Origin of the sequence: Kitasatospora sp. NPDC036755 (assembly GCF_040636595.1) — a bacterium.
In the GTDB taxonomy this organism is placed as follows: domain Bacteria; phylum Actinomycetota; class Actinomycetes; order Streptomycetales; family Streptomycetaceae; genus Kitasatospora.
On the sequence record NZ_JBEZUT010000132.1, the window covers coordinates 1 to 22,400 of the forward strand.

Below are 22,400 nucleotides of genomic sequence, written 5' to 3' on the forward strand. Positions count from 1 at the left end.
GGCCGCGCCGCCGAGCAGTGGCCGCTCAGACGTCCAGCGTCCCCACGTGGTGGACGCGGACGAGGTTGGTGGAGCCGGCCAGGCCGGGCGGGCCGGTTGCCGCTCTCAGGGCCTCGGGAGGTCAGTGCCTCCCGGCCCGCTCGGGCGGTTCGATCGGTTCAGCCGGTCGGGGCCGGTCGGCCCGTCGGGCCGGTCAGGCGGTTCGGGCCGGTCAGGCGGTGGTGCGGCCGTGGCGGCCGCGGCGGCGCAGGACGAAGACGGCGGCGCCACCGGCCACGACCAGGCCACCGGCGACGGCGGCGAGGATCGGGGTGGAGTCATTGGCACCGGTCTGGGCCAGGCCACCGGTGCCCGGGGCGGCGCTGGTGGTCGCCGGGGCCGGCTGGCCAGCCCCGTTGCTCGGGGTGCCGGACGGGGCCGCGCTCGGCGTGCCGGACGGCGCCGTGGTGGCGGCCGGGGTGGACGGGCCCGGGGTCGGGGTCACGCCGACCTTGCAGTCCAGGACACCGGTGAACTGCTTGGTGTAGCCGTTCGGGCCGGTCACGGTGAAGTCGTAGTTGGCCTTCTCCTCGACCTTGACCAGCACGGTCTCGGTCTTGCCCGGCTGGACGGCGACCTGCTGCTTGCCGACCGTGACGGTGGCGGCCTCGTCACCGCTGTTGGTGACGGACACCCGCACGCCGCCGGCGGCGCACTCCTCCTTGGCGGAGCTGTCGATCAGCGCGCCCTTGCCCTGCTTCCAGGTGGCCTTGGCGTCGGCCGCGACGTTCACCTTGGTGGAGCCGGCCAGGATCATGGTCTGGCTGTGGCGGCCGCGGTTGTCGACCTTGCTCATGAAGACCCGGCCGCTGAGCACGTTGGCCTCGGCGGTGGCGCTGATGGCGGCCTTGCCGTCCGGGGTGCCGGCCGGCACGTCCAGGAACAGCGGGGTGTCCTTGCCGATCGGGCCGGCCAGGCTGCCGTTGACCGGCTTGCTGTCCTTGTCCAGCAGCTTGACCTTGTCCGCGGCGTCGCCGGTGACGGTCAGCTTGACCTCGTTCGCGCTGGAGTTCAGCAGGAACGGGCCGAGCTTGCCGCCCGACTTCCCGGAGGCCGAGTCCGGGGAGAGGGTCAGCGAGGGCTTGGGCTCGGCCGCGACGCCCTTGTTGGCGTCGCCGACCAGGTAGTCGCGAAGCTTCTTGGCCTTGTCGTTGCGCGGGGTGGCGTTCTTGTTGTCCGAGAACTTCCAGATCGCGGCCTGGGTGCCGGCGGCGGCGTCCGCCTCGCTCAGGCCGTCGACGTGGATCGCCGTGGCCAGGGAGGCCAGGCTCGCCTGCGGGTAGGAGTTGTCCAGGATCCAGCGGATCTTGGGCGCGTTCGCGTTGCTGTTGAGCGAGCTCGACGCCCAGTCCGCCTCGTGGTACTTGGCGCCGCTGTCCAGGTAGACCGGGTTGTCGAAGTCGATGCAGTACGTCCTGAGCTTCTCGCCGTTGGCCGTCTTGAGGGTGAAGAGACCGGCGTCGACCGTCCCCTTGCCCTCGACGTCGACCTTCTCGCCGAGCATCTCGTTCTGGACTTCCGCGGTCACGCCCGAGCTCGGGGTGCCGGCCGCGGCCGCCGCACCGGCCGCGAACAGGCCACCGCCCAGCGCCAAGCTGGTCGTGAGCATGACAGTGGTTATCCGGGACAGACTCCGCCCCTGCCTCTGGAACATCTGGGATCCCTCCGGGCCGGGCCGCACCGAGTGGGCGGCCCGCCGACTTGCCGTCCCGCGCGTGCCCCCTGTGGCACCGCTGCGGGTATGAACCAGACGAATCCTATTGAGCCCCGGAGGTCCCGAAACCCACATGCGAAATCAGGACGATTCCGTATCTGTATCGTTATCAACCGCCGCAAGTCCCACACAAGCTGATGGTCTGACAGAATCCGGCGGATCGTTTTCTGTTATCCGGTCGGATTGCACGCGGGGGGTCAACAACCTTCTCGATCAACATATTTGTCGACAGGGAAGGGTCATCGTCCCGTCAGCCCGACTCGCCCGCCGCGCCACCCCCTCGACTCCCCCCGGCCACCTCGCCCGGCTCCCCCGGGGCCGGCCCGCCGCCCGGCGGCAGCGCCCGCACGACCGCCGCCGCGACCACCGCCGGGGGCGCGCCGAGCGCCACCGCCGAGCCCCTGCGCGCCTCCACCGCGCTGACGATCCACTCCGGGACCACCTCGCTCCCGGCCTCCGCCCCGACCGGCCCGGGACCGCCCGGCGGCTGCCCACGCGCCCCCGCCGCCCACCGGAACGCCGTGGTACCACGGGTGAGGTCGTGTCCGACCGATCGGGCGTCGATCTCGGCCCGGCTCCGCTTCACCTCCCCCTCCGTCCACTCGCGCACCCGCAGCCGACCGCTCACCAGCACCGGATCGCCCTTGGCCAGCGAGCCGATCAGGTTGACCGCCAGCGCCCGCCAGGCCGTCACCCGCACCCACTGTGTCTCACCGTCCACCCAGCACTCGCGCTGCCGGTCGTACCGCCGCTCGGTGCAGCCGAGCCGGAAGCTGGCCATCGGTACGCCGCCATTGGTTTCGCCGTAGCTCACCTCCGTCGCCACATTGCCGATCACCGTCACGTGCGTCTCGCTCATGGCACACCCTCCGTTCCCGCCGATGCACCGTACGGAATCGACCGGTGCGCCTTGAGCGTGCACTTCGGAGGAAATCCCGGCCACGGAGTTCCGAAATCCTGTGGATAACTCACGGCTGTGGAAACTGTTGTCACCCGCAGGGGTGAATTTCAGCCTTCGGCCGTCACTCCACCCCCCACTTCTTCGCGGCCATGACAACAAACTCGCTGCTCGCCGCCCCGTCGGCGCGCGCCGGGACCCGCCGGGGAACGCGCCCCGGAACGCGCCCCGACGACCGTCCGCGCACGTCATCCGACCAACGCAAGCGTGATTACGGCCCCCCACCCGCACGCCGGCGCCACATTCTCCGTGCCGAATCCATAACGGGTGAGGAGGCAGCCCCGTAACGACTGCACAACGTCCGGCGCCGAACACTCCCAGACCGCTGCACTCACGGCCTTCACCTGCGATTATCGGACCGCTCCACCGAACCGACACACCAACGGCGGTGTCGTCACACCCGGCCGGGGAACCGGTCACCCTTATCCTGTCCCCGACAGGACGAGGGCCCACCACCCCCACCCCGGCCCTCGGGCACGGGGCCTGAACAGCGCGCGCCCGGCGCTCGCCAGCCCGATCCCGGCCACGGTCACGCCCGCCAGGGCGCCGCCCGTCCCGCCCCCATAGCTCAGCGGATAGAGCACCCGCCTTCTAAGCGGTAGGTCGCAGGTTCGAATCCTGCTGGGGGCACCACCTCGCAATTCCGCAGGCCACCGCAGTACCCGACACTTTCCGTGTCCGTTCCGGGCCGGTCGGTAATGCCGTACGCCAACCGCTCCGCGCACTCACCGCGCATAACCCGTGACGATACGTGCCGCGGCCTTCGCGGGAATGGCGCCGGAAACGGGGTCAATCGGAACAACCGGAATTCCCGGCGATTTCATCCCCCGAACGCGCCGGCGCCCGCACTCCCGACACCGGGCCCGAGCCGCCGGCCCGACCCCCGGCCCGGCCCCCGGCCCCCGGCCCCCGACCCCCAGCCCCGACTACCCCGCCAGTCCGGCCAGATAGGCGTCCAGCAGCTCCGTCTGCCGCTCCGCCGGGAACTCCTCCGGAGCGAACAGCGCCTGCACCACCAGCCCCAGCACGAAGGCCTGCGCCCCCGCCGCGAGCGCGACCGGGTCGGCGTGCGCCGGGAGCTCCCCCAGCCGCTGGGCGTCCACGACGTGCTCCGTGAGCGCCGTGCGGGAGCGCGCGTAGCGGCCCGCGTGCGCGGCCGCGAGGTCCCGGTCGGCCAGGGCGTGGTCCCAGGAGCCGACCCAGATCCGGTTGTCGGCCGCGGCCTCGCCGTCCAGCGGCAGCACGTCCAGCAGCGACGCCCGCACCCGGGCCAGCCCGGCCGGCGGCGGGCTGCCGTCCTCCGGGGCGGTGCGCCGGGGGCGGGCCAGCGAGCGCCGGTCCAGCTCCTCCAGCGCGTGGCTCAGCAGCGCCCGTTTGTTCGGGAAGTAGTGCGTCAACAGCCCGGTGGAGGCGCCCAGTTCGGCGGCCACCGCACGCAGGGTCAGCCCCTCGAAGCCCCGGGTGGAGAGCACCCGCCACACCCCCTCGGAGACTTCCGAGCGTCGGGCGTCATGGTCTCCACGGGCCGGTGTCATGGGGGCTATCGTACATACCAAACGTTTGTTATGAATGGTCCAGCCAACCTCGGCACCACCCTGAAAGGCCCGCCCGTGTTTGCCGTACAGCTCACCGAGAACGCCGAACTGCGCCCGCTGGAGCCCTGGCAGGCCCCCGAGTTCCTGACCCACCTCGACCGCGCCCGCGCCCACACCGACCCGTGGATCCCCTGGGCCACCTTCTCGGTCGACCTGGACTCCGCCCGCGCGACCCTCCAGCGCTACACCGACGGCCAGGCCGCCGACCAGAAGCGGATCTACGGCATCTGGCTGGACGGCACGCTGGTCGGCGGCGTCATGTTCGTGAGCTTCGACGCCAAGTCCGGCGTCTGCGAGATCGGTGCCTGGACGGAGCCGGCCGGCGAGGGCCACGGCCTGATCACCGCCGCCGTCCGGCAGCTGCTCGACTACGCCTTCGTCACCCGCGGCATGCACCGCGCCGAATGGTGGTGCTCCTCCGTCAACGCCCGCAGCCGGGCGGTCGCCGAACGGCTCGGCATGACCCGCGACGGCGTGCTGCGCGAGTGGTACCCGTACAACGGGGTCCGCTACGACAAGGAGATCTGGGCCATCCTCGCCACCGAGTGGACGACCGCCACCCAGGGCTGACCCGGCCGGGGCCGAGGGCCCGGGGCCGGACCGGCCGCGTCCGCGCCGGCCGCGCACACGGCGGGGCCGTGGACACCCCCGTTCCACCGGACCCCGCCGTGCGCCCGTCCCCCTCAGGCCGCCCGGGCCCCGGCCACCGACCGCTCCCCCGCGCCCCCGGTGACCGACTCCACCGCCCAGCTGCCGTCCGGGCTCCCTCCACCGTCCCGGCCCACGCCACCGCGCAGGGCGGGCCCGCCGACCGCCCACAACCGCCACACCAGCAGCACCACCAGCACCAGCACCCCGCCGGCCGACAGGAAGACCACGTCCACCGCCTCGGTGAAGCTGCGCACCGCGTGCTCACGCGCGGCCCCGGTGAGCGTCCGGACGGCGCCGAGCGGCCGGCCCTGCTCCCCGTCCGCGAAGACCCGCACCAGCACGGTGCCGAAGACCGCCGCACCCAGCGCGTTGCCGAGGTTCTGGAAGAACCGGATGCCGGTGGTCGCCACGCCCAGCTGGTGCGGCGGCGCGGCCTCCTGCACCACCACCAGCAGCTGACCGATCAACTGACCCAACCCGCATCCCAACAGTGCGAGTTCGGCCATCAGGGCGAGCTCCGGGGTGGTCGGCCCGCTCAGCCCGAGCAGCAGCAGGGCGAGCGCCGAGCAGCCCGCGCCGGCCAGCAGCAGGGAGCCCATCGAACGGCCCCTGGAGAGCAGCCGGCCGGCGACCAGCCCGGAAGCCGTCATCCCGGCCGCCATCGGGATCAGGTAGAGGCTGGCCGAGGTCGGGGCGACGCCCCGGGCGAGCTGGAGGTAGAGCATCACGTGGACGATCGCGCCGATCATACCCATCCCGACCAGGCCCTGGACGGCGAATCCCAGCCGCACCACCGGGATCCGGAACAGCGACAGCGGCAGCACCGGAGCGGCGGCGACGGCCTGGCGCCACAGGAAGAGGCCGAACGCGGCGAGCGTGCCGGCGGCCAGTCCGAGGATGACCGGTGAGGTCCAGGCGTAGTCCTTGCCGCCCCACTCGGTGACCAGCAGCAGCCCGACCGCGAATATGGCGGCCAGGGCGGAACCGAGGAAGTCCAGCCCGCCGCGGCCGGTCGCCTTCGGCAGTTTGATCACCAGGGCCACGCCGACCAGCACCAGCAGGCAGAGCGGCAGGTTGACGTAGAAGATCCATCGCCAGCTGACGTGGTCGGTGAGCAGCGCCCCGATCAGCGGACCGATCGACGCGCCCAGCCCCGCGACGATCCCGCCCATGGCGCTGCCCTTGGCGTTGGAGCCCTCGCCCGGCTCCTTGAATCGGGCGATGACGACCATGGTGACGCTCATCAGCCCGCCACCGCCGACGCCTTGGACGGCCCGGAAGGCGATCAGCTGGTCCATCGACTGCGCCGCTCCGCACAGCGCCGAGCCGAGCGTGAAGACGGCGACCGCCCCGAGGAGCACGTGCTTGGCGCCGCAGGAGTCGCAGAGCCGGCCGTAGAGCGGCAGCAGCGCGGTGGCGGCGAGCGCGAACGCGCTGATCAGCCAGGGCAGTCGGTCGACGCCGTGGACGGGGTCGAGGTCGCGGACGATCGGCACGGTGGCCGCCGAGACGATGTTCATGTCGAGCACGGCCAGCACGATCGTGACCAGGCACAGCAGTATGCCCACCTTGCGTTGGGCGGGCGTCATCAGCGCGGCGTCGGGCGGCCCGGCGTCGGCCGGTGCGGTGCCGGGCGGCGCGGTGGCGCCGGGTGGTACGGGTGCGGCGGTGGCCATGGTCAAGTCCCCCCAGGGTCGGTTGAGTTCGCGCCGGATCCGGGGCTGCCGGCGGCACGTCCTCACCATGGCAGCCTTTTTGTACCTGGTCAATTCTTCATCCTGACCAATCTTTCTGCCGGGTCAACATTTGAGCCTGGTACAGTCCCCTCATGGCGATGCGACCCGCACAGGACTTCGGCCCCGACGTCGACCTCGACGCGCTCCCGCTGCGCGAGCGCAAGAAGTTCCAGACGGGCATGCGGATCTTCCGGACCGCCGTCGCGCTGTTCACCGAGCGGGGCTTCGACCAGGTCTCGGTCGCGGAGATCGCCGCCGCCGCCGAGGTGTCCAAGATGACCGTCTTCAACTACTTCCCCACCAAGGAAGACCTGGTCATGGGCCCGATGGAGCAGCACCTCGACGAACCGGCCCGCGCGGTCCGCGACCGCGCCCCGGGCGCCTCGGCGGTGACGGCGCTGCGCGAGCAGTTCGTCTCCGCGCTGGAGCGCTTCGACCCGGCCGCCGGACTGAACGACGACGCGATCGTGCTCGACGTCGTCCGGCTGATCCACCGCACCCCGGCGCTGACCGCACGTGCCACCCACGGCTTCGACCTGCTGGCGCACGCCGCGCTGTCCGCCGAACTGCTCGCCCAGGACCCGGCCCACGACGAGCTGACCGCCCGGGTCGCCACCGCCCAGCTGCTGGCCGTCCGGGTCGCGCTGATCGCCGCCAACCACCGGCGGATGCTCGACGGCGAGCGCGCCGCCGACGCCCTGCCCATCGCGCTGGCGGAGGCCCGCCGCGCCTTCGCCCTGCTCGAACAGGGCCTCGGCGACTACTGCACCCGCGCCTCCTGAGAGAGTTGGGCGCACCACGACCGACCGGAGGTGCGCATGGACCAGCCGCTGCTCACGCGGGACCGCTCCGCCCTGCCCGCACAGGCCGAGGGCCTCAACGCCCACGTCGGCGAGGACGGCGTCGCGGTCCTGGAGTTCGACCGCCCGCACCGCCGCAACGCGGTGACCCTGGCGATGTGGCAGGCGCTGCCCAAGGTCCTGGAGCAGCTGGCCGGCCACGCGGGCGTGCGCGCACTGCTGCTCACCGGCGCCGGCAACACCTTCAGCGCCGGCGCGGACATCGCCGAACTCTCCGAGGTGTACGGCGATCCGGACCGCGCGGAGGCCTACCACGCGACCAACGTCGCCGCCGAGGAGGCGCTGGCGGCCTTCCCGCACCCGACCCTCGCCGTGGTGCACGGCGCCTGCGTCGGCGGCGGCTGCCAGCTGGCCGTCGCCTGCGACCTGCGGTTCGTCGCCGAGGACGCCCGGCTCGGGATCACCCCGGCCAAGCTCGGCGTGGTCTACTCCGCGGTGCCGACCGTACGGCTGTCCCGGCTGATCGGCCCGGCCCGGGCCAAGTACCTGCTGTTCTCGGGCGAGTTGGTGAGCGGCCGGGACGCGCTGCCGCTCGGCCTGGCCGAACGTGTCCTGCCGGACGCCGAACTCGACGCCGCCGCACTGGACTTCGCCCGGCTGCTGACCCGGCGCTCGACCCTGACCATCGGCGCGGCCAAGACCGTCCTGGACGCCCCGCCCGAGCGGGCCGACGAGGTCCTGGCCCCCTGGCTGCTCCGCTCCCGGGAGGGCTCGGACGTCCGCGAGGGCCTGACCGCCTTCCTGGAGGGCCGCCCAGCCCGGTTCTGAGCCGGCGCCCGGCTCCGAACAGGCCCGGCCCCGAGCCGGGGCCCGCGGAGACGGTCGGACCGGTCCCCGTACGATCGTCCGACCAGATCCCGTCCGCCCCTCGCACCCCCCGGAGCACCCACCCCGATGACGACCGAGGCCGAGGCCGCCCCCACCTCCACCGGCCGGACGGCCTGGGCCCGCCGGATCACCGACGGCCTGGAGCCGAAGAACGTGATCCTCGTGCTGCTCCCGCTGCTCGGCGGCCTCCGCTACGGCTGGACCGGCATCGGCTGGGCCCTGTTCGCCGTCCTGTTCGCCGCCGTCGTCCCGACCCTGATCATCCGGCAGGGCATGCGCAAGGGCACCGTGGCGGACCGCCACGTCGGGCAGCGCAAGCGCCGGATGACCGTCTTCCCGCTCATCATGGGCTCGGTGCTGCTCAGCTTCGCGGTGATGATCGGACTGGACGCCCCGGCCGACCTGACCGCCCTGGTGCTGGCGATGTTCGCCTCGCTGGTCCCGATCCTGGTGATCACCGCCTGGTGGAAGGTCTCCGTGCACACCGCCGTGGCCACCGGCGCGGTGGTCTGCCTCGCCATCGCGCTCGGCCCGCTCTGGCTGCTGCTCTCCCCGCTGGTCCCGCTGATCGGGTGGTCCCGGGTGGTGCTGCGGGACCACACCACCGCGCAGACGGTCGTCGGCACGGTGGTGGGCGCTCTCACCGCCGGGCTCACCTTCTGGCTGGCCCGCTGACGGGCCGGGCGCCGACCGACCGGCGCGGTGGGCCAGCCAGTCGGCCGGGGCGGCCGGCCGCCCCGGGATCGCCCGGTCAGCGGATCGGCACCCCCGAGATCGCCCTGGCGATCACCAGCCGCTGGATCTCGCTGGTCCCTTCGAAGATCGAGTAGATCGCGCTGTCCCGGTGCATCCGCTCCACCGGGTACTCCCGGGTGAAGCCGTTGCCGCCGAGGATCTGCATCGCCTGCGCGGTCACGTACTTGGCGGTCTCGCCCGCGTACAGCTTGGACATCGAGCCCTCCGCGGCGGTGAACGGCTGGTTGTTGACCGCCATCCAGGAGGCCCGCCACACCAGCAACCGGGCCGCGTCGATCCGGGTCCTCATGTCGGCGAGCTGGAAGGCCACGCCCTGGTTGTCGATGATCGGCCGGCCGAACTGCTCCCGGGTCCCGGCGTAGTCCAGTGCCACCTCGTACGCGGCCCGGGCGATGCCGATCGCCTGCGCGCCGACGGCCGGGCGGGAGGCCTCGAAGGTGGCCATCGCCGCGTTGCCCCTGCCGCCCGGGCGCCGGACTCCCTCGCGGGCCCGGGCGAGGCGTTCGTCCAGCTTCTCCTTGCCGCCGAGCAGGCAGTTGCCGGGCACCCGGACGCCGTCCAGCACCACCTCGGCGGTGTGCGAGGCGCGGATGCCGTGCTTCTTGAACTTCTGGCCCTGGCTCAGCCCCGGGGTGCCCGGCGGGACGACGAAGGAGGCCTGGCCCTTGGCGCCGAGCTCCGGGTCGACGGTGGCGACCACCACGTGGACGGCGGCGATCCCGCCGTTGGTGGCCCAGGTCTTGGTGCCGTTCAGCACCCACTCGTCCTTGGCCTCGTCGTACACCGCCCGGGTGCGCAGCGCCGAGACGTCGGAGCCGGCGTCCGGCTCGGAGGAGCAGAAGGCGGCCACCTTGACGTCCTCGGGGGTGCCGAACATCTGCGGGGTCCAGGTGCCGATCTGCTCGTCGGTGCCGTTGGCCAGCACCGCGACGGCGGCCAGGGTGGTGCCGACGATGGACAGCCCGATGCCGGCGTCGCCCCAGAACAGCTCCTCCATGGCGATCGGGATGCCGACGCCGGAGGGGTCGAAGTACTGCTGGGCGTAGAAGTCCAGCGAGTAGATGCCCAGTTTGGCGGCCTCCTGGATGACCGGCCAGGGGGTCTCCTCGCGTTCGTCCCACTCGGCCGCGGCGGGGCGCATCACGTCGGCGGCGAAGCCGTGCAGCCAGTCGCGTACGGCGAGCTGGTCCGCGCCCGGGTCCAGCGAGAACGTGCTGCTCATGGTGCTTTCCTCCGAAGACGTGTGCGGCCGACCGGGGTGTTACCTCGGGTAACATCGTCGGAGTCTGCTACTGATTGGTAACCGGTGTCAACGGCCGGACAGACCCCGAACCCGAGGAGCAGCGCATGTCCCGAGAGCCCCGCCGCGAGCAGCTGCTCAACGCCGCCGACCGGGTCATCCAACGCGACGGGCCGGGCGCCAGCATGAACGCCATCGCCGCCGAGGCCGGCATCACCAAGCCGATCCTCTACCGCCACTTCGGCGACCGGAACGGCCTGATCAGAGCACTGACCGAGCGTCACACCAGCGGGCTGCTGGCCACCGTCCGGGCCGCCCTCGCCGAGCCGCTGGAGCGCCGCGACCGGGTCGAGCACGTCCTGGACACCTACCTCGCCGGGATCGAGTCCCGCCCCCAGGTCTACCGGCTGCTCACCCACCCCGAGCCGGGCGACCCGAGCGGCGCCGGCAACGCCCTCGCCCCCGCGCTCAAGCAGATCGCCGAGGAGATCACCCGGGCCGTGCAGAGCCAGGTCGACCTCGGCGCCGACCGCGACCTGCTCGCCGAGGCCTGGGGCCGGGGCATCACCGGCATGGTGCTGGCCGCCGGGGACTGGTGGCTGGAGAGCAAGCCCTGCTCGCGCACCCGGATGGTGCAGGCGCTCGCCGACCTGCTCTGGGGCCGGCTGGCCGCCGCCGCGGACCTGCCGACCGCCGTCCTGCCGCCCGCGCCCGAACCCTCCGGCGACTGAGCCGCGGCCGAACCGGCCGGCGCCCCGGAGCCGAACCCTCCGGCGACTGAACTCTTGTGCGGTGCACGGCAGTCCGGGCATCATCGGGCCCCACCCCCACCCCCCGCCGTGCGAGGTCCCCGATGCGCCTGCGCCGCACCGCCACCGCCCTGCTGCTCGCCGCCACCGCCGCCCTCACCCCCGCCGCCACCGCCGTCCCGGCCTCGGCCCACGGCGGGCCGGCCGACCGCTTCCCCACCGGCACCGCCACCGCCGCCGACGGCCGCACCGCCCTCACCGACGCCCAGGGGCGCCGGCTCCTGCTGCGCGGCTTCAACCTCGACAAGTACGCCGAGGCCACCCCGGCCGACCTCGACTCGGTCGCCGCCCAGGGCTTCACCCTGGTCCGGCTGCCGGTCTCCTGGACCAGACTGGAACCCGAACGCGGCCGCCTCGACCCCACCGAACTGCGCCGCGTCCAGCGGCTCCTGGACCGCGCCGACCGGCTGGGCCTGCTGGTCCTGGTCGACTTCCACCAGGACGTCTACGGGCCGAAGTTCGTCGGCGGCGACAACGGCGTCCCCGCCTGGGCCACCCGGGACGACGGCCTGCCGTTCACCCCGGACCCGGACGACTGGTTCGCCGGCTACTTCCAGCCCGCCGTCCAGGCCGCCTTCCGCCACCTCTACGACGACCCCGACCTGCGCTCCTGGCAGGCCGACTTCTACACCCGGCTCGCCCGCGAACTGCGCGGCCACCGCTCTCTGCTGGGATACGACCTGTTCAACGAGCCGTTCGGCCCGGTGGACGGCGACCCGAGCGACCCGGCCGTGCTGGCCGCCGCCTCCGCCGCCCTGGAGCAGGACCGGCTCCCCGGCATGTACCGCCGCCTGATCGCCGCCGTGCGCCGGGCCGACTCCCGCGCCTGGCTGTTCGTCGAACCGACCGTCCTGGTCGGCCAGGGCGTGCCCACCCGGCTGCCCGGCTTCACCGACCCGCGCCCCGGCGCACCTCGGCTCGGCTACGCGCCGCACTTCTACGACACCGCGGTCGAGGGCGGCGCCGACTGGGACCCGTCCGGCGGCTTCGTGGAGCGGTACACCGCCGCGATCACCGGCTACCCGGCCGCCCACCGGCTGCCCGTCCTGGTCGGCGAGTGGGGCCCGCCGGACTCCCGCACCCCGGGCAACACCGAGCTGGTCCGCCGCCAGGTCGCCGCGATGGACGGCTTCGCCGAGGGCTGGACGATGTGGTACTGGTGCCGGGGCGACGGCGGCTACTGCGCGCTCGACCCGGCCGGACGCCCCGCCCCCGGCGACGGACCCGTCTTCGGTCCGTACCCGGTGGCCGTCGCGGGCTCGGCCGTCCGGACGACCGGCACCACGGTGAGCTGGCGCGCCGACGGCACCGGACGCGCCGGCGAACTCCTGCTGCCCCCGGCCGCGTTCCCGCGCGGGGCCACGGTGGCCGTCACCCCGGCCGGCGCCCGGACCGAGGTCGAGCAGCCGACGGGCGGGCGCGCGGGGACCGTCCGCGTCCGGCTCCCCCACGCCCGCCCGGGCACGACCGTGACGGTCACGCTCACGCCTCGCTGAACCGCCCGCCGGGCCCCTCGCCGCACCTCCCGACGGACCTCCCGCCGAGCGCCGCGGCCGGATCGCTCAAACCAGCCCCCGGCGGGCCAGCAGCGGCCCGGTCTCCGGCGCCCGGCCGACCACCGCGCGGAACGACTCCAGCGGATCCCGGCTGAACCCGCGCGCCAGCAGCTCCCGCCGGAACAGCTCGCCGCTCTCCCGCACCGGGCGCCCGTTGCTCCCGAACCACTGCACGGTGTCGGCGTCCAGCACCTCCGACCAGATGTACGCGTAGTACGCCGCGCTGTACCCGCTGGAGAAGACGTGCTGGAAGTACGTCGTGCGGTAGCGCGGCGGGATCGCGTCCACCGCGACCCCGGCCGCCGCGAGCGCCCGCGCCTCGAACTCCTGGGCGTCCTCGATCCGCTCGCCCCGCGGCACCGTGTGCCAGGCCCAGTCCAGCAGCGTGGCCGCCAGGTACTCCACCGTCCGGAAGCCCTGCCCGAAGCCCTCCGCCGCCGTCATCCGCTCGACCAGCTCGGCCGGCAGCGGCTCCCCGGTCGCGTGGTGGCGGGCGTAGTTGGCCAGCACCTCCGGCCGGACCATCCACATCTCGTTGACCTGCGAGGGGAACTCGACGAAGTCCCGGGGCACCGAGGTGCCGGAGAACAGCGGGTAGCGCACGTCCGAGAACAGCCCGTGCAGCGCGTGCCCGAACTCGTGGAACAGCGTGCGCACCTCGTCCCAGTCCATCAGCACCGGCTCGCCGGGCGCCGGGCGCGGGATGTTGAGGTTGTTCAGCACCACCGGGCGCCGCCCGGTCAGCCCGGACTGGGCCACCAGCGCGTCCATCCAGGCGCCGCCGCGCTTGGACGCCCGGGCGTGGAAGTCCCCGATGAACAGGCCCAGCGCGGTGCCGTCCTCCTCGAACACCTCGAAGACCCGCGCGTCCGGGTGGTGGGCCGTCAGGTCCGGCCGCTCGGTGAAGCTCACCCCGTACGCCAGGTTCGCGGCGAAGAACACACCGTCCCGCAGCACCCGCTCCAGCTCGAAGTACGGCCGCAGCACCGTCGCGTCCACCTGGTAGGAGCTCTGCCGGACCTTCTCCGAGTAGTACGCCCAGTCGTGCGCGGCGATCTGCCCGACGCCGTCCGCGGCCGCCACCCGGGCCAGCTCCTCGGCCTCCCGCCGGGCCATCGCCACGGCCGGGCCGACCAGCCGGGACAACAGGCCGGAGACCGCCTCGACGGTGCCGGCCGTCTCGTCCGCCACCACGTACGCGGCGTGGCTCGGGTACCCCAGCAGCTCGGCCCGCTCGGCGCGCAGCCCGGCCATCCGGATCGCCAGCGGGCCGTTGTCCTCGGCGCCCCGGCCGAGCGAGGCGGCCAGCAGCCGCTCGCGCACCGAGCGGTCGGTGAGCTGCGCGAGCTCGGCCTGGCCCGAGGTGTTCCGCACGCTCAGCACGTACGAGCCCGGGCGGCCGAGCACCCGGGCGTTCTCCGCGGCCCCGGCGACGGCGCCCTCGGACAGCCCGGCCAGCTCCTCGGCGGAGTCCACGACCAGCGCGGCGGAGCGGGTGGCGGCGTTCACGTTCTGCTGGAACGTGGTGCCGAGCGCGGCGAGTTCGGCGTTCAGCTCGCGCAGCCGGGCCTGCTCGGCCGCGCCCAGCCGGGCACCGGAGCGGACGAACGTGGTGTACCGGCGCTCCAGCAGGCGCAGCGACTCCGGGTCCAGGCCGAGCCCGGCGCGGTCCCGGTACAGCGCCTCGATCCGGGCGAACAGCGCGAGGTCCAGGTGGATCGCGTCGTGGTGGGCGGCGAGCAGCGGGCTCACCTTCGCCTCCACCTCGTCCAGCACGTCGGTGGTGTCCGAGGAGGACTGGTTGCGGAACACCGCGTCGACCCGGCTCAGCAGTTCGCCGGAGCGCTCCAGGGCCACCAGGGTGTTCTCGAAGGTCGGCAGGCTCCGGTCGGCGGTGATCGCGGCGATCTCGGCGAGCTGCTCGGCCATGCCCCGCTCGTACGCGGGCAGGTAGTGCTCCTCGCGGATCTCGGCGAACGGCGGGAGCTCGTAGACCAGCGGGCTGGCCTGGAAGAACGGGTTCTCGGTCATTTCGCGAACCCTACGCCGTGTCCCCCGCCCTGCCCATGTGCTTTACCGGCGTTGCAGGTTCCTGCGAGCCCGCCCGTCGCCGCGCCCTCCCACCGCGCCCCGCCGCCGCCCCCTCCGGCTCCCCTCTCCGTGCCCGCCTGCGTTTCCTTGTCGTACCCACCGGTTACCGTCGACGCGCGGACCCGTCGGTCGCGGGCCGCGGCGCGCCCGCCCGCGGGTGCGCCCCCCGTACCCGTCCCCGCACGCCCGACCGCGCGCCGGAGAGGAGCAGCCCCGTGGCACCCAGGATCGCCCTCGCGCCCGACCCGCACGGCCCCGGCGGCCGGCTCCGGCCGCTGGACGACGCCGGCGCCCCGCTCGGCCCGCCGGAGGCCGTCCGCGACCTCGCCACCGCCGTCGCCGCCCGGGAGTCCGCCGACCGCCCGCGCTGGGTCTGGGCCGCCGCCGACTCCGGGTACGCCCCGCTGCTGCCGCGGCTGCCCGACCGGCTCGCCCGCTGCCACGACCTGCGGCTGGTCGAGGCGCTGCTGCTGGCCCACGAGGGCCGGTTCGGCGCGCCCCGCTCGCTCGGCGCCGCCTGGGCGCGGCTGCGCGGCCTGCCCGTCCCGGCGGACCTGCCCGAGCCCGGCCTGGCCGACGCCGACGACGGCCAGGACTCGCTGTTCGCCCCCGACCGGCTGCAACTGCCGCCCGGCGCCGACCCGCTGGCGGCCGTGGTCGCCGTCCACGCCGAACAGCAGCGCCGGATCGCCGCCCTCGCCGACCAGGGCGCCCGGCAGCGGTTCCGGCTGCTGGTCGCCGCCGAGTCGGCCGGCGCCCTGGTGTCCGCCGAGATGGCCCAGGACGGGCTGCCCTGGCGGGCCGACGTCCACGACGGGCTGCTGACCGAGCTGCTCGGCCCCCGCCCGACCGTCCCCGGCACCCAGCCCAGGGTCCTCGCCGAACTCGCCGTCGACCTCCAACAGGCCCTCGGCGCCAAGCCGTTCAACCCCGACTCGCACACCCAGGTGCTGCGCGCCTTCGCCGAGGCGGGCGTCCAGCTCGGCTCCACCCGCTCCTGGGAGCTCAAGGGCGTCGACCACCCGGCCGCGCAGCTGCTGGTCCGCTACAAGGAGCTGTCCCGGATCCACGTCGCGCACGGCTGGGCCTGGCAGGACGCCTGGGCCCGCGGCGGCCGCTTCCGGCCCGAGTACGTGGTCGGCGGCGTGGTCTCCGGCCGCTGGGCCAGCCGCGGCGGCGGCGCCCTGCAGATCCCGCGCATCCTGCGCCGCGCCGTGGTCGCCGACCCGGGCTGGCTGCTGGTCGTCGCCGACGCCGCCCAGCTGGAGCCCCGGGTGCTCGCCGCGCTGTCCCGGGACGCCGGGCTGGCCCGCACCGCCGCCGGCGGCGACCTGTACGAGGCGCTCGCCGCCCACGCCTTCCAGGGCGACCGCGACAAGGCCAAGCTCGGCCTGCTCGGCGCGATGTACGGGCAGACCAGCGGCGACATCGGCCCGCTGCTGAACACCCTGCACCGCCGTTACCCGGCCGCGATGGGCTACGTCGAGGCCGCCGCCCGCACCGGCGAGGACGGCGGCGTGGTCGCCTCCCGGCTCGGCCGGGTCTGCCCGCCGGCCTCCGCCGACTTCCTCGACCTCACCGAGGGCGAGTCGGTGGGCGAGGCCGGCGGCCGCACCGCCCGGGCCCGCGGCCGCTTCACCCGCAACTTCGTCATCCAGGCCAGCGCCGCCGACTGGGCGCTGGCCCTGCTCGCCGCGCTGCGCCGCCGGCTGAACGAGCTGCCGACCGCCGGGCCGGCGGACCGCCCGCACCTGGTGTTCTTCCAGCACGACGAGGTGATCGTGCACACCCCCGCCAACCTCGCCGACGAGGTGGCCGCCGCCGTCGCCGAGGCGGGCGACGAGGCCCGCCGACTCGTGTTCGGCGACACCCCGGTGCGATTCCCGCTCAGCACGGCGGTGGTGGACTGCTACGCGGACGCCAAGTGAGCGGCCGCCCGGTCCTCGGGCCCCGGTTCCGCCGGCGCCCGGTGCGCGGCCGCCCGGCGCTCAGAGCTTCCTGAACCCGCGCGCGTCCTCGGCCGCCGCGACCACCTCGGCCAGGGCCGCCCCGGTCGAGGCGGTGACGGCGGCCGCCACCGCGCCCTCCACGAACGGCGCGTCCGCCAGTCTCACGCCCGGCCGCGGCTCGTCCTCCAGCACCGTGACGGCGGTGAGCACCGAGCTGCCGAGGTCCGGCAGCACGACCACGCCGGCCCCGGCGTCGGCCCGTGCGATCGCGGCGGCGATCAGGTCGTAACTGGTGCCGAGCCCGCCGTCCTCGGTACCGCCCGCGACGACCACCCGCACGCCGTCCGAGGCGAGTTCGCCGAGCAGCTCGCGCAGCCCCTCCGCGAGCCGGGCGCTGTGCGAGACCAGAACAATGCCCACGTTCCCACTCATGCGCCGACCCTACGGCCGGAACCCGCTGCTCCGGGAGAGTGATCCGGATCCCGCGTGTCGCACCCCGTGCCCACCACCCCCGTCTGGCGTAGCGTCGGCTCCAGCGGCGTCGACGGCCGTGGCGTGCTCACCAAGGGAGCGAAGAGCGTTGAAAAAGCTGATCAACACCCCGGAGAGCGTCCTGGAGGACGCGCTGGCCGGAATCGCCGCCGCCCATCCCGAGCTGTCGGTGGACGTCCCCAACCGGGTGATCACCCGGGCCGCCCGCCCGGCCGCTCCCAAGGTCGCGCTGATCTCCGGCGGCGGCTCCGGCCACGAGCCGCTGCACGGCGGCTTCGTCGGCCCCGGCATGCTCGACGCCGCCTGCCCCGGCGAGGTGTTCACCTCGCCCGTCCCGGACCAGATGCTGGCCGCCGCCAAGGCCGTGGAGACCGGCGCCGGCGTGGTCTTCGTCGTGAAGAACTACACCGGCGACGTGATGAACTTCGAGCTCGCCGCCGAGCTGGCCGCCGAGGAGGGCCTGGAGGTCCGCACCGTCCTGGTCAACGACGACGTCGCGGTCGAGGATTCCACCTGGACTGCCGGGCGCCGGGGCACCGGCGCGACCGTGCTGGTCGAGAAGACCGCCGGCGCGCTGGCCGAGCGCGGCGCCCCGCTGGACGAGGTGGCCGCCCTGGGCGAGCGGGTCAACGCCGCGTCCCGTTCCTTCGCGATCGCGCTCACCGCGGCCACCGTCCCGGCCGCCGGCAAGCCCGGCTTCGACCTGCCGGAGGACGAGATCGAGGTCGGCGTCGGCATCCACGGCGAGCCCGGCCGCCGGCGCGAGAAGCTCCGTCCGGCCCGCGAGCTGGCCGCCGAGGTGGTCGAGACCATCCTGACCGACCACCACCTGACCCCGGGCGACGAGGTGATCGCCCTGCTCAACGGCCTCGGCGGCACCCCGCTGCTGGAGCTGTACGTGGTCTACGGCGAGGTCGCCGCCACGCTCGCCGAGCGCGGCATCACGGTGGCCCGCAGTCTGGTCGGCAACTACGTCACCAGCCTGGACATGGCGGGTTTCTCGCTCACCCTCACCAAGGCCGACACCCAGCTGCTCGAACTCTGGGACGCCCCGGTCGACACCCCCGCCCTCAAGCGCTGAGCCGTACCGAAGGAGACCCGATGGACTTCGACACCCCGCTGGCCGAGGCCTGGATCCGCGCGATCGCCGCCGCCGTCGAGAAGGAGCGGTCCCGGCTCACCGAGCTGGACTCCGCGATCGGCGACGGCGACCACGGCAGCAACCTCCAGCGCGGCTTCGCCGCCGCCCTCACCGCCCTGGACGGCCTCCAGCCGGCCGGCCCCGGCGCCGTCCTCACCAAGGCAGGCACCACACTCATCTCCAAGGTCGGCGGCGCCTCCGGCCCCCTCTACGGCAAGGCCTTCCGCGCCATCGGCGCCGCCCTGCCCGAACCGGCCGGCCCGGCCGCCGTCGCCGAGGCCCTGTCGGCCGGCCTGGACGCCGTCCGCCTGCTGGGCAAGGCCGAACCAGGTGACAAGACCATCGTGGACGCCTGGACCCCGGCCGTCGCCGCCTTCCGCGCCGAGGCCGCGACCGGCGCCGACCTCCCCGCGGCCGCCGCCGCGGCCGCCGCCGCCGCCGAACAGGGCGCCCGCGACACCGTCCCGCTCCAGGCCCGCAAGGGCCGCGCCTCCTACCTCGGCGAACGCAGCATCGGCCACCAGGACCCGGGCGCCACCTCCACCGCCCTCGTCTTCCGCACCCTCGCCGACATCACCGCCCCCTGACCCCCTCACCCATCCGTCCGCCTCACCCGTCCGTCCGCGCGATCAGCAACAGCAACGCGTCGTCCCGCAGCTGCCCGCCCGTGTGCGCCAGCAGGTCCGCGTACACCCGCCCCACCGCCGCCTCCAGCTCCCCCGCCGAGCGCGCGGCTCCCCGCACCAGCGGCCCGACCCGCTCCGACAGGGGGTAGAACTCGCCGCTCGTCCGGTGCCGCGCCTCGATCACCCCGTCGGTGCAGAGCACCAGCACGTCCTCGGCGCCGAACGGCTGCCCCCAGGTGGTCGGCTCCCCCGTCGCCAGCCGGCCGAGCCCGAGCGGCACCCAGGGGTCGGGCGCGTCCAGTACGTGCGCCCGGCCCTCGCCGTCCACCCGGATCGGGGGCACGTGCCCGTACTGGAGCAGTTCCATCGCCCCGGGCGTGCGGAACTCCGCGAACAGCGCCGTGGTGAACTCCCCGTCCGGCACGTGCCGTTCGACGCTGGCCTCGATCCGCGCCGCGACGCCCCGCAGCCCGGCCTCGTCGTACGCGGCTTCCCGGAACGCGCCCAGCACCACGGCCGCGGTCTGTACCGCCGCCAGCCCCTTGCCCCGGACGTCCCCGACCGCGACCCGGATGCCGTGCGGCGTCTCCAGCACCGAGTACAGGTCCCCGCCGATGCGTGAGGCGTCCGCCGCCGACACGTACCGCACCGCGAGCCGCAGTGGCCCGACGGCCGGCCCCGGCAGTTGAAGCAGTGCCCGCTGGGCGGCCTCGGCGACGGAGCTGACGGCGGCGAAGGCGGCCGCCCGCCGCATCCGGACCTTCGCGACCCAGGCCGAGAACAGGGTCAGGACGACGTAGCTGATCATCGCCCCGTACAGGAATCGGGCATCGTTGATGTTGTCGACCTGGTCGTGGTGGCTGAGCCCGAACACGGTGAGCAGCCCGAGGCAGCAGACCAGGAGCAGTTCGCCGGGTTTCAGGGTCAGCGCCGCGACGGTCGGCACCACGGTCATCAGCGGGGCCAGGTAGCGGTCCTTGCCGGAGAGGAAGTCCGCGAGCCCGACCAGCAGGACGGCGACCAGCGCCGGGGTGGCCCGCCACCAGAACGGGACGTCCTGGAGGTCGGCGGCGAGCAGGGCGCCGCGCTGCCGGTCCGGCGGCAGTCCGGCTGCCGTGGGGGCCGAGGGTGACTGGGCGCGGCGGAGCGGAAACACATACCGAACATAAGGGACGATCACGGCGCGGGCCCGACCGGCCCGGCCCCTGCGCCGCGGGACACCCCACCCCGCCTCCGCGGGAATACCCTGGAGGGGTATGGTGTCGTCACAAGAGTCGTTGCCAGCGCCGCGTCCCGGGCGAACGCCCCGGGCCGCCCGGACCTCCCGGAGGCCTCCCGTGTCCAGCACCATCACCTACACCGTTTCCGGCATGAGCTGCGGCCACTGCGAGAAGGCGATCAGCGAGGAGGTCTCCGCCCTCGCCGGGGTCACCGAGGTCTCCGCCGACTCCGCGGCCGGCACCGTGACGATCTCCTCCGCCACCCCGTTGGACGACGAGCAGGTGCGCGCCGCCATCGACGAGGCCGGCTACGAGCTGGTCGGCCGCAGCGCCTGAACCACCCGGCACGGCGGGGCCGCCACCGCGGCCGCCGCCGTCCGCCCGCACCGAGGAGTGATCCGCATGAGCACGTCCACCCCGGACCTCGGGGCCCGGGACCGGGTCGAGCTGTCGATCGGCGGGATGACCTGTGCCTCCTGCGCCGCCCGGATCGAGAAGAAGCTCAACCGGATGGACGGCGTCGAGGCCACCGTCAACTTCGCCACCGAGAAGGCCCGGGTCGACTACGGCCCCGGCACCACGGTCGAGGACCTGATCGCCACCGTCGAGCGCACCGGCTACACCGCCGAGCTCCCCCCGCCGCCGGCCGCGCCCGCCCCGGAAGCCGGGCCGACCGCCCGGACCGAGCCCGCCGACCCGCTGTCCGAACGGCTGCTGATCAGCACCGTCCTCAGCCTCCCGGTGGTCCTGCTGTCGATGGTCCCGGCCCTCCAGTTCGACGACTGGCAGTGGCTGGCCTTCGCGCTCACCGGCCCGGTCGTGGTCTACGGCGGCCTGCCGTTCCACCGCGCCGCCTGGACCAACCTGCGGCACGGCGCCGCCACCATGGACACCCTGGTCTCGCTCGGCACCCTGGCCGCCTTCGGCTGGTCCTGCTGGGCGCTGTTCCTGGGCAGCGCGGGCATGCCCGGCACGCACCACGACTTCTCGCTGTCCGTCGGCGCCACCGACGCCTCCGGCACGCTCTACCTGGAGACCGCGGCGGCCGTCACCGTGCTGATCCTGCTCGGCCGCTGGCTGGAGGCCCGCTCCAAGCGCCGGGCCGGCGCCGCCCTGCACGCCCTGCTCGACCTCGGCGCCAAGGACGTCGCGGTCCTCCAGGGCGGCCGGGAGGTACGGCTGCCGGTGGACCGGCTGGCGGTCGGCACCCGCTTCGTGGTCCGGCCGGGCGAGAAGATCGCCACCGACGGCACGGTGGTCGAGGGAAGCTCCGCCGTGGACGCCTCGATGCTCACCGGCGAGTCCGTCCCGGTCGAGGTCGCCGTCGGCGACCCCGTCACCGGCGCCACCGTCAACGCGGGCGGCCGGCTGGTGGTCGAGGCCACCCGGGTCGGCGCGGACACCCGGCTGGCCCGGATGGCCAAGCTGGTCGAGGACGCGCAGAACGGCAAGGCCGCGGCCCAGCGGCTGGCCGACCGGATCTCCGCGGTCTTCGTCCCGGCCGTCGTCCTGATCGCCCTGGCCACCCTGGTGGTCCGGCTACTGGCCACCGACAGCCCCACCGAGGCCTTCACCGCGGCCGTCGCCGTGCTGATCATCGCCTGCCCGTGCGCCCTCGGACTGGCCACCCCGACCGCGCTCATGGTCGGCACCGGCCGCGGCGCCCAGCTCGGCATCCTGATCAAGGGCCCCGAGGTGCTGGAGTCCACCCGCAAGGTCGACACCGTCGTCCTGGACAAGACCGGCACCGTCACCACCGGCCGGATGGCCGTGGTCGCCGTGCACACCGCCGAGGGCGTGGACCGGGCCGAGGCGCTGCGCCTGGCCGGCGCCGTCGAGCACGCCTCCGAGCACCCGATCGCCCGGGCGGTCGCCGAGGCCGCCGCCGAGGCCGGCGAACTGCCCGCCGTCACGGACTTCCGCAACGTGCCCGGCCGGGGCGTGGAGGGGGTCGTGGCGGGCCGCGCGGTGGTCGCCGGGCGCGAGGCCCTGCTGGCCGACCGCGCGCAGCACCTGCCGCCCTCCCTGGCCCGCGCCAAGGCCGCCGCCGAGGCGGCCGGCCGCACCGCGATCGCGGTCGGCTGGGACGGCGAGGCGCGGGCCGTGCTGGAGGTCGCCGACGCGGTCAAGCCGACCAGC

19 protein-coding genes and 1 tRNA gene are annotated in these 22,400 nt (G+C 74.3%); 12 read left to right on the forward strand and 8 right to left on the reverse strand.

Annotated elements, in window-relative coordinates:
- Positions 1–211: 211 nt before the first annotated feature.
- Positions 212–1,648, reverse strand: a complete 1,437-nt coding sequence (locus AB0E96_RS20640) for a Cys-Gln thioester bond-forming surface protein (RefSeq protein ID WP_359825626.1) — start codon at positions 1,646–1,648, stop codon at positions 212–214.
- Positions 1,649–2,003: 355 nt separating this feature from the next.
- Entirely contained in the window at positions 2,004–2,612 is a 609-nt protein-coding gene (locus AB0E96_RS20645; RefSeq protein WP_359825628.1) for a single-stranded DNA-binding protein, read from the reverse strand.
- Between the two features lie 656 nt (positions 2,613–3,268).
- On the opposite strand from AB0E96_RS20645, the gene AB0E96_RS20650 reads away from it, so the two are divergent.
- Positions 3,269–3,344, forward strand: a tRNA-Arg gene (locus AB0E96_RS20650).
- A gap of 293 nt (positions 3,345–3,637) precedes the next feature.
- Here AB0E96_RS20650 and AB0E96_RS20655 read toward each other — a convergent pair.
- Positions 3,638–4,246 (reverse strand): TetR/AcrR family transcriptional regulator, encoded by a 609-nt coding sequence (locus tag AB0E96_RS20655; RefSeq protein WP_359825630.1) that lies wholly within the window; start codon positions 4,244–4,246, stop codon positions 3,638–3,640.
- Positions 4,247–4,321: 75 nt separating this feature from the next.
- Here AB0E96_RS20655 and AB0E96_RS20660 point away from each other — a divergent pair, with 75 nt between their 5' ends.
- Entirely contained in the window at positions 4,322–4,876 is a 555-nt protein-coding gene (locus AB0E96_RS20660) for a GNAT family protein (protein WP_359825632.1), read from the forward strand.
- Between the two features lie 113 nt (positions 4,877–4,989).
- Here AB0E96_RS20660 and AB0E96_RS20665 read toward each other — a convergent pair whose 3' ends face one another.
- On the reverse strand, positions 4,990–6,633 hold the full coding sequence (locus AB0E96_RS20665; protein WP_359825634.1) for an MFS transporter: 1,644 nt from the start codon (positions 6,631–6,633) through the stop codon (positions 4,990–4,992).
- Positions 6,634–6,785: 152 nt separating this feature from the next.
- Between AB0E96_RS20665 and AB0E96_RS20670 the strand changes: the two genes are divergently transcribed.
- The 3 genes from AB0E96_RS20670 (at position 6,786) to AB0E96_RS20680 (ending at position 9,056) form a co-directional block, all read left to right on the forward strand.
- The gene (locus AB0E96_RS20670; protein ID WP_359825637.1) at positions 6,786–7,475 is read left to right on the forward strand and encodes a TetR family transcriptional regulator; all 690 of its coding nucleotides are present in this window, start codon (positions 6,786–6,788) and stop codon (positions 7,473–7,475) included.
- Positions 7,476–7,511: 36 nt separating this feature from the next.
- Positions 7,512–8,321, forward strand: a complete 810-nt coding sequence (locus AB0E96_RS20675) for an enoyl-CoA hydratase/isomerase family protein (RefSeq protein ID WP_359825639.1) — start codon at positions 7,512–7,514, stop codon at positions 8,319–8,321.
- 126 nt (positions 8,322–8,447) lie between these two features.
- Positions 8,448–9,056: a hypothetical protein gene (locus tag AB0E96_RS20680; RefSeq protein WP_359825642.1), complete on the forward strand. Its 609-nt coding sequence runs from the start codon at positions 8,448–8,450 to the stop codon at positions 9,054–9,056.
- Positions 9,057–9,132: 76 nt separating this feature from the next.
- Here the strand turns inward: AB0E96_RS20680 and AB0E96_RS20685 are convergent, their stop codons facing one another.
- Complete coding sequence (locus AB0E96_RS20685; RefSeq protein ID WP_359825644.1) at positions 9,133–10,359, reverse strand: acyl-CoA dehydrogenase family protein; 1,227 nt, start codon at positions 10,357–10,359, stop codon at positions 9,133–9,135.
- A gap of 125 nt (positions 10,360–10,484) precedes the next feature.
- Between AB0E96_RS20685 and AB0E96_RS20690 the strand changes: the two genes are divergently transcribed.
- Positions 10,485–11,108: a TetR family transcriptional regulator gene (locus tag AB0E96_RS20690; RefSeq protein WP_359825647.1), complete on the forward strand. Its 624-nt coding sequence runs from the start codon at positions 10,485–10,487 to the stop codon at positions 11,106–11,108.
- A 122-nt stretch (positions 11,109–11,230) separates the two neighbouring features.
- The gene (locus AB0E96_RS20695; RefSeq protein WP_359825649.1) at positions 11,231–12,682 is read left to right on the forward strand and encodes a cellulase family glycosylhydrolase; all 1,452 of its coding nucleotides are present in this window, start codon (positions 11,231–11,233) and stop codon (positions 12,680–12,682) included.
- Positions 12,683–12,748: 66 nt separating this feature from the next.
- Here the strand turns inward: AB0E96_RS20695 and AB0E96_RS20700 are convergent, their stop codons facing one another.
- On the reverse strand, positions 12,749–14,773 hold the full coding sequence (locus AB0E96_RS20700; RefSeq protein WP_359825651.1) for a M3 family metallopeptidase: 2,025 nt from the start codon (positions 14,771–14,773) through the stop codon (positions 12,749–12,751).
- A gap of 275 nt (positions 14,774–15,048) precedes the next feature.
- On the opposite strand from AB0E96_RS20700, the gene AB0E96_RS20705 reads away from it, so the two are divergent.
- Positions 15,049–16,761, forward strand: a complete 1,713-nt coding sequence (locus AB0E96_RS20705; protein WP_359825653.1) for a bifunctional 3'-5' exonuclease/DNA polymerase — start codon at positions 15,049–15,051, stop codon at positions 16,759–16,761.
- Positions 16,762–16,821: 60 nt separating this feature from the next.
- Here the strand turns inward: AB0E96_RS20705 and dhaM are convergent, their stop codons facing one another.
- A complete protein-coding gene (gene dhaM / locus AB0E96_RS20710) occupies positions 16,822–17,214 on the reverse strand; it encodes a dihydroxyacetone kinase phosphoryl donor subunit DhaM (protein WP_359825655.1) in 393 nt (130 codons plus the stop codon).
- Between the two features lie 148 nt (positions 17,215–17,362).
- On the opposite strand from dhaM, the gene dhaK reads away from it, so the two are divergent.
- Positions 17,363–18,355: a dihydroxyacetone kinase subunit DhaK gene (gene dhaK / locus AB0E96_RS20715; protein WP_359825657.1), complete on the forward strand. Its 993-nt coding sequence runs from the start codon at positions 17,363–17,365 to the stop codon at positions 18,353–18,355.
- 20 nt (positions 18,356–18,375) lie between these two features.
- On the forward strand, positions 18,376–19,002 hold the full coding sequence (dhaL, locus tag AB0E96_RS20720; protein WP_359825659.1) for a dihydroxyacetone kinase subunit DhaL: 627 nt from the start codon (positions 18,376–18,378) through the stop codon (positions 19,000–19,002).
- Between the two features lie 22 nt (positions 19,003–19,024).
- Here dhaL and AB0E96_RS20725 read toward each other — a convergent pair whose 3' ends face one another.
- Positions 19,025–20,197 (reverse strand): PP2C family protein-serine/threonine phosphatase, encoded by a 1,173-nt coding sequence (locus tag AB0E96_RS20725; protein WP_359825661.1) that lies wholly within the window; start codon positions 20,195–20,197, stop codon positions 19,025–19,027.
- A gap of 181 nt (positions 20,198–20,378) precedes the next feature.
- Here AB0E96_RS20725 and AB0E96_RS20730 point away from each other — a divergent pair, with 181 nt between their 5' ends.
- Positions 20,379–20,597 carry a cation transporter gene (locus tag AB0E96_RS20730; RefSeq protein ID WP_359825663.1) on the forward strand — a complete coding sequence of 73 codons (219 nt, stop codon included), beginning with the start codon at positions 20,379–20,381 and terminating at the stop codon, positions 20,595–20,597.
- A 66-nt stretch (positions 20,598–20,663) separates the two neighbouring features.
- The coding region (locus tag AB0E96_RS20735) for a heavy metal translocating P-type ATPase (RefSeq protein WP_359825666.1) at positions 20,664–22,400 on the forward strand (1,737 nt) is incomplete at its 3' end.

Coding starts and splice junctions, on each gene's coding strand:
- AB0E96_RS20640 (WP_359825626.1), bottom strand. CDS start 1,648: ATGCTCACGACCAGCTTGGCGCTGGGCGGTGGCCTGTTCGCGGCCGGT.
- AB0E96_RS20645 (WP_359825628.1), bottom strand. CDS start 2,612: ATGAGCGAGACGCACGTGACGGTGATCGGCAATGTGGCGACGGAGGTG.
- AB0E96_RS20655 (WP_359825630.1), bottom strand. CDS start 4,246: ATGACACCGGCCCGTGGAGACCATGACGCCCGACGCTCGGAAGTCTCC.
- AB0E96_RS20665 (WP_359825634.1), bottom strand. CDS start 6,633: ATGGCCACCGCCGCACCCGTACCACCCGGCGCCACCGCGCCGCCCGGC.
- AB0E96_RS20670 (WP_359825637.1), top strand. CDS start 6,786: ATGGCGATGCGACCCGCACAGGACTTCGGCCCCGACGTCGACCTCGAC.
- AB0E96_RS20675 (WP_359825639.1), top strand. CDS start 7,512: ATGGACCAGCCGCTGCTCACGCGGGACCGCTCCGCCCTGCCCGCACAG.
- AB0E96_RS20680 (WP_359825642.1), top strand. CDS start 8,448: ATGACGACCGAGGCCGAGGCCGCCCCCACCTCCACCGGCCGGACGGCC.
- AB0E96_RS20685 (WP_359825644.1), bottom strand. CDS start 10,359: ATGAGCAGCACGTTCTCGCTGGACCCGGGCGCGGACCAGCTCGCCGTA.
- AB0E96_RS20690 (WP_359825647.1), top strand. CDS start 10,485: ATGTCCCGAGAGCCCCGCCGCGAGCAGCTGCTCAACGCCGCCGACCGG.
- AB0E96_RS20695 (WP_359825649.1), top strand. CDS start 11,231: ATGCGCCTGCGCCGCACCGCCACCGCCCTGCTGCTCGCCGCCACCGCC.
- AB0E96_RS20700 (WP_359825651.1), bottom strand. CDS start 14,773: ATGACCGAGAACCCGTTCTTCCAGGCCAGCCCGCTGGTCTACGAGCTC.
- dhaM (WP_359825655.1), bottom strand. CDS start 17,214: ATGAGTGGGAACGTGGGCATTGTTCTGGTCTCGCACAGCGCCCGGCTC.
- dhaL (WP_359825659.1), top strand. CDS start 18,376: ATGGACTTCGACACCCCGCTGGCCGAGGCCTGGATCCGCGCGATCGCC.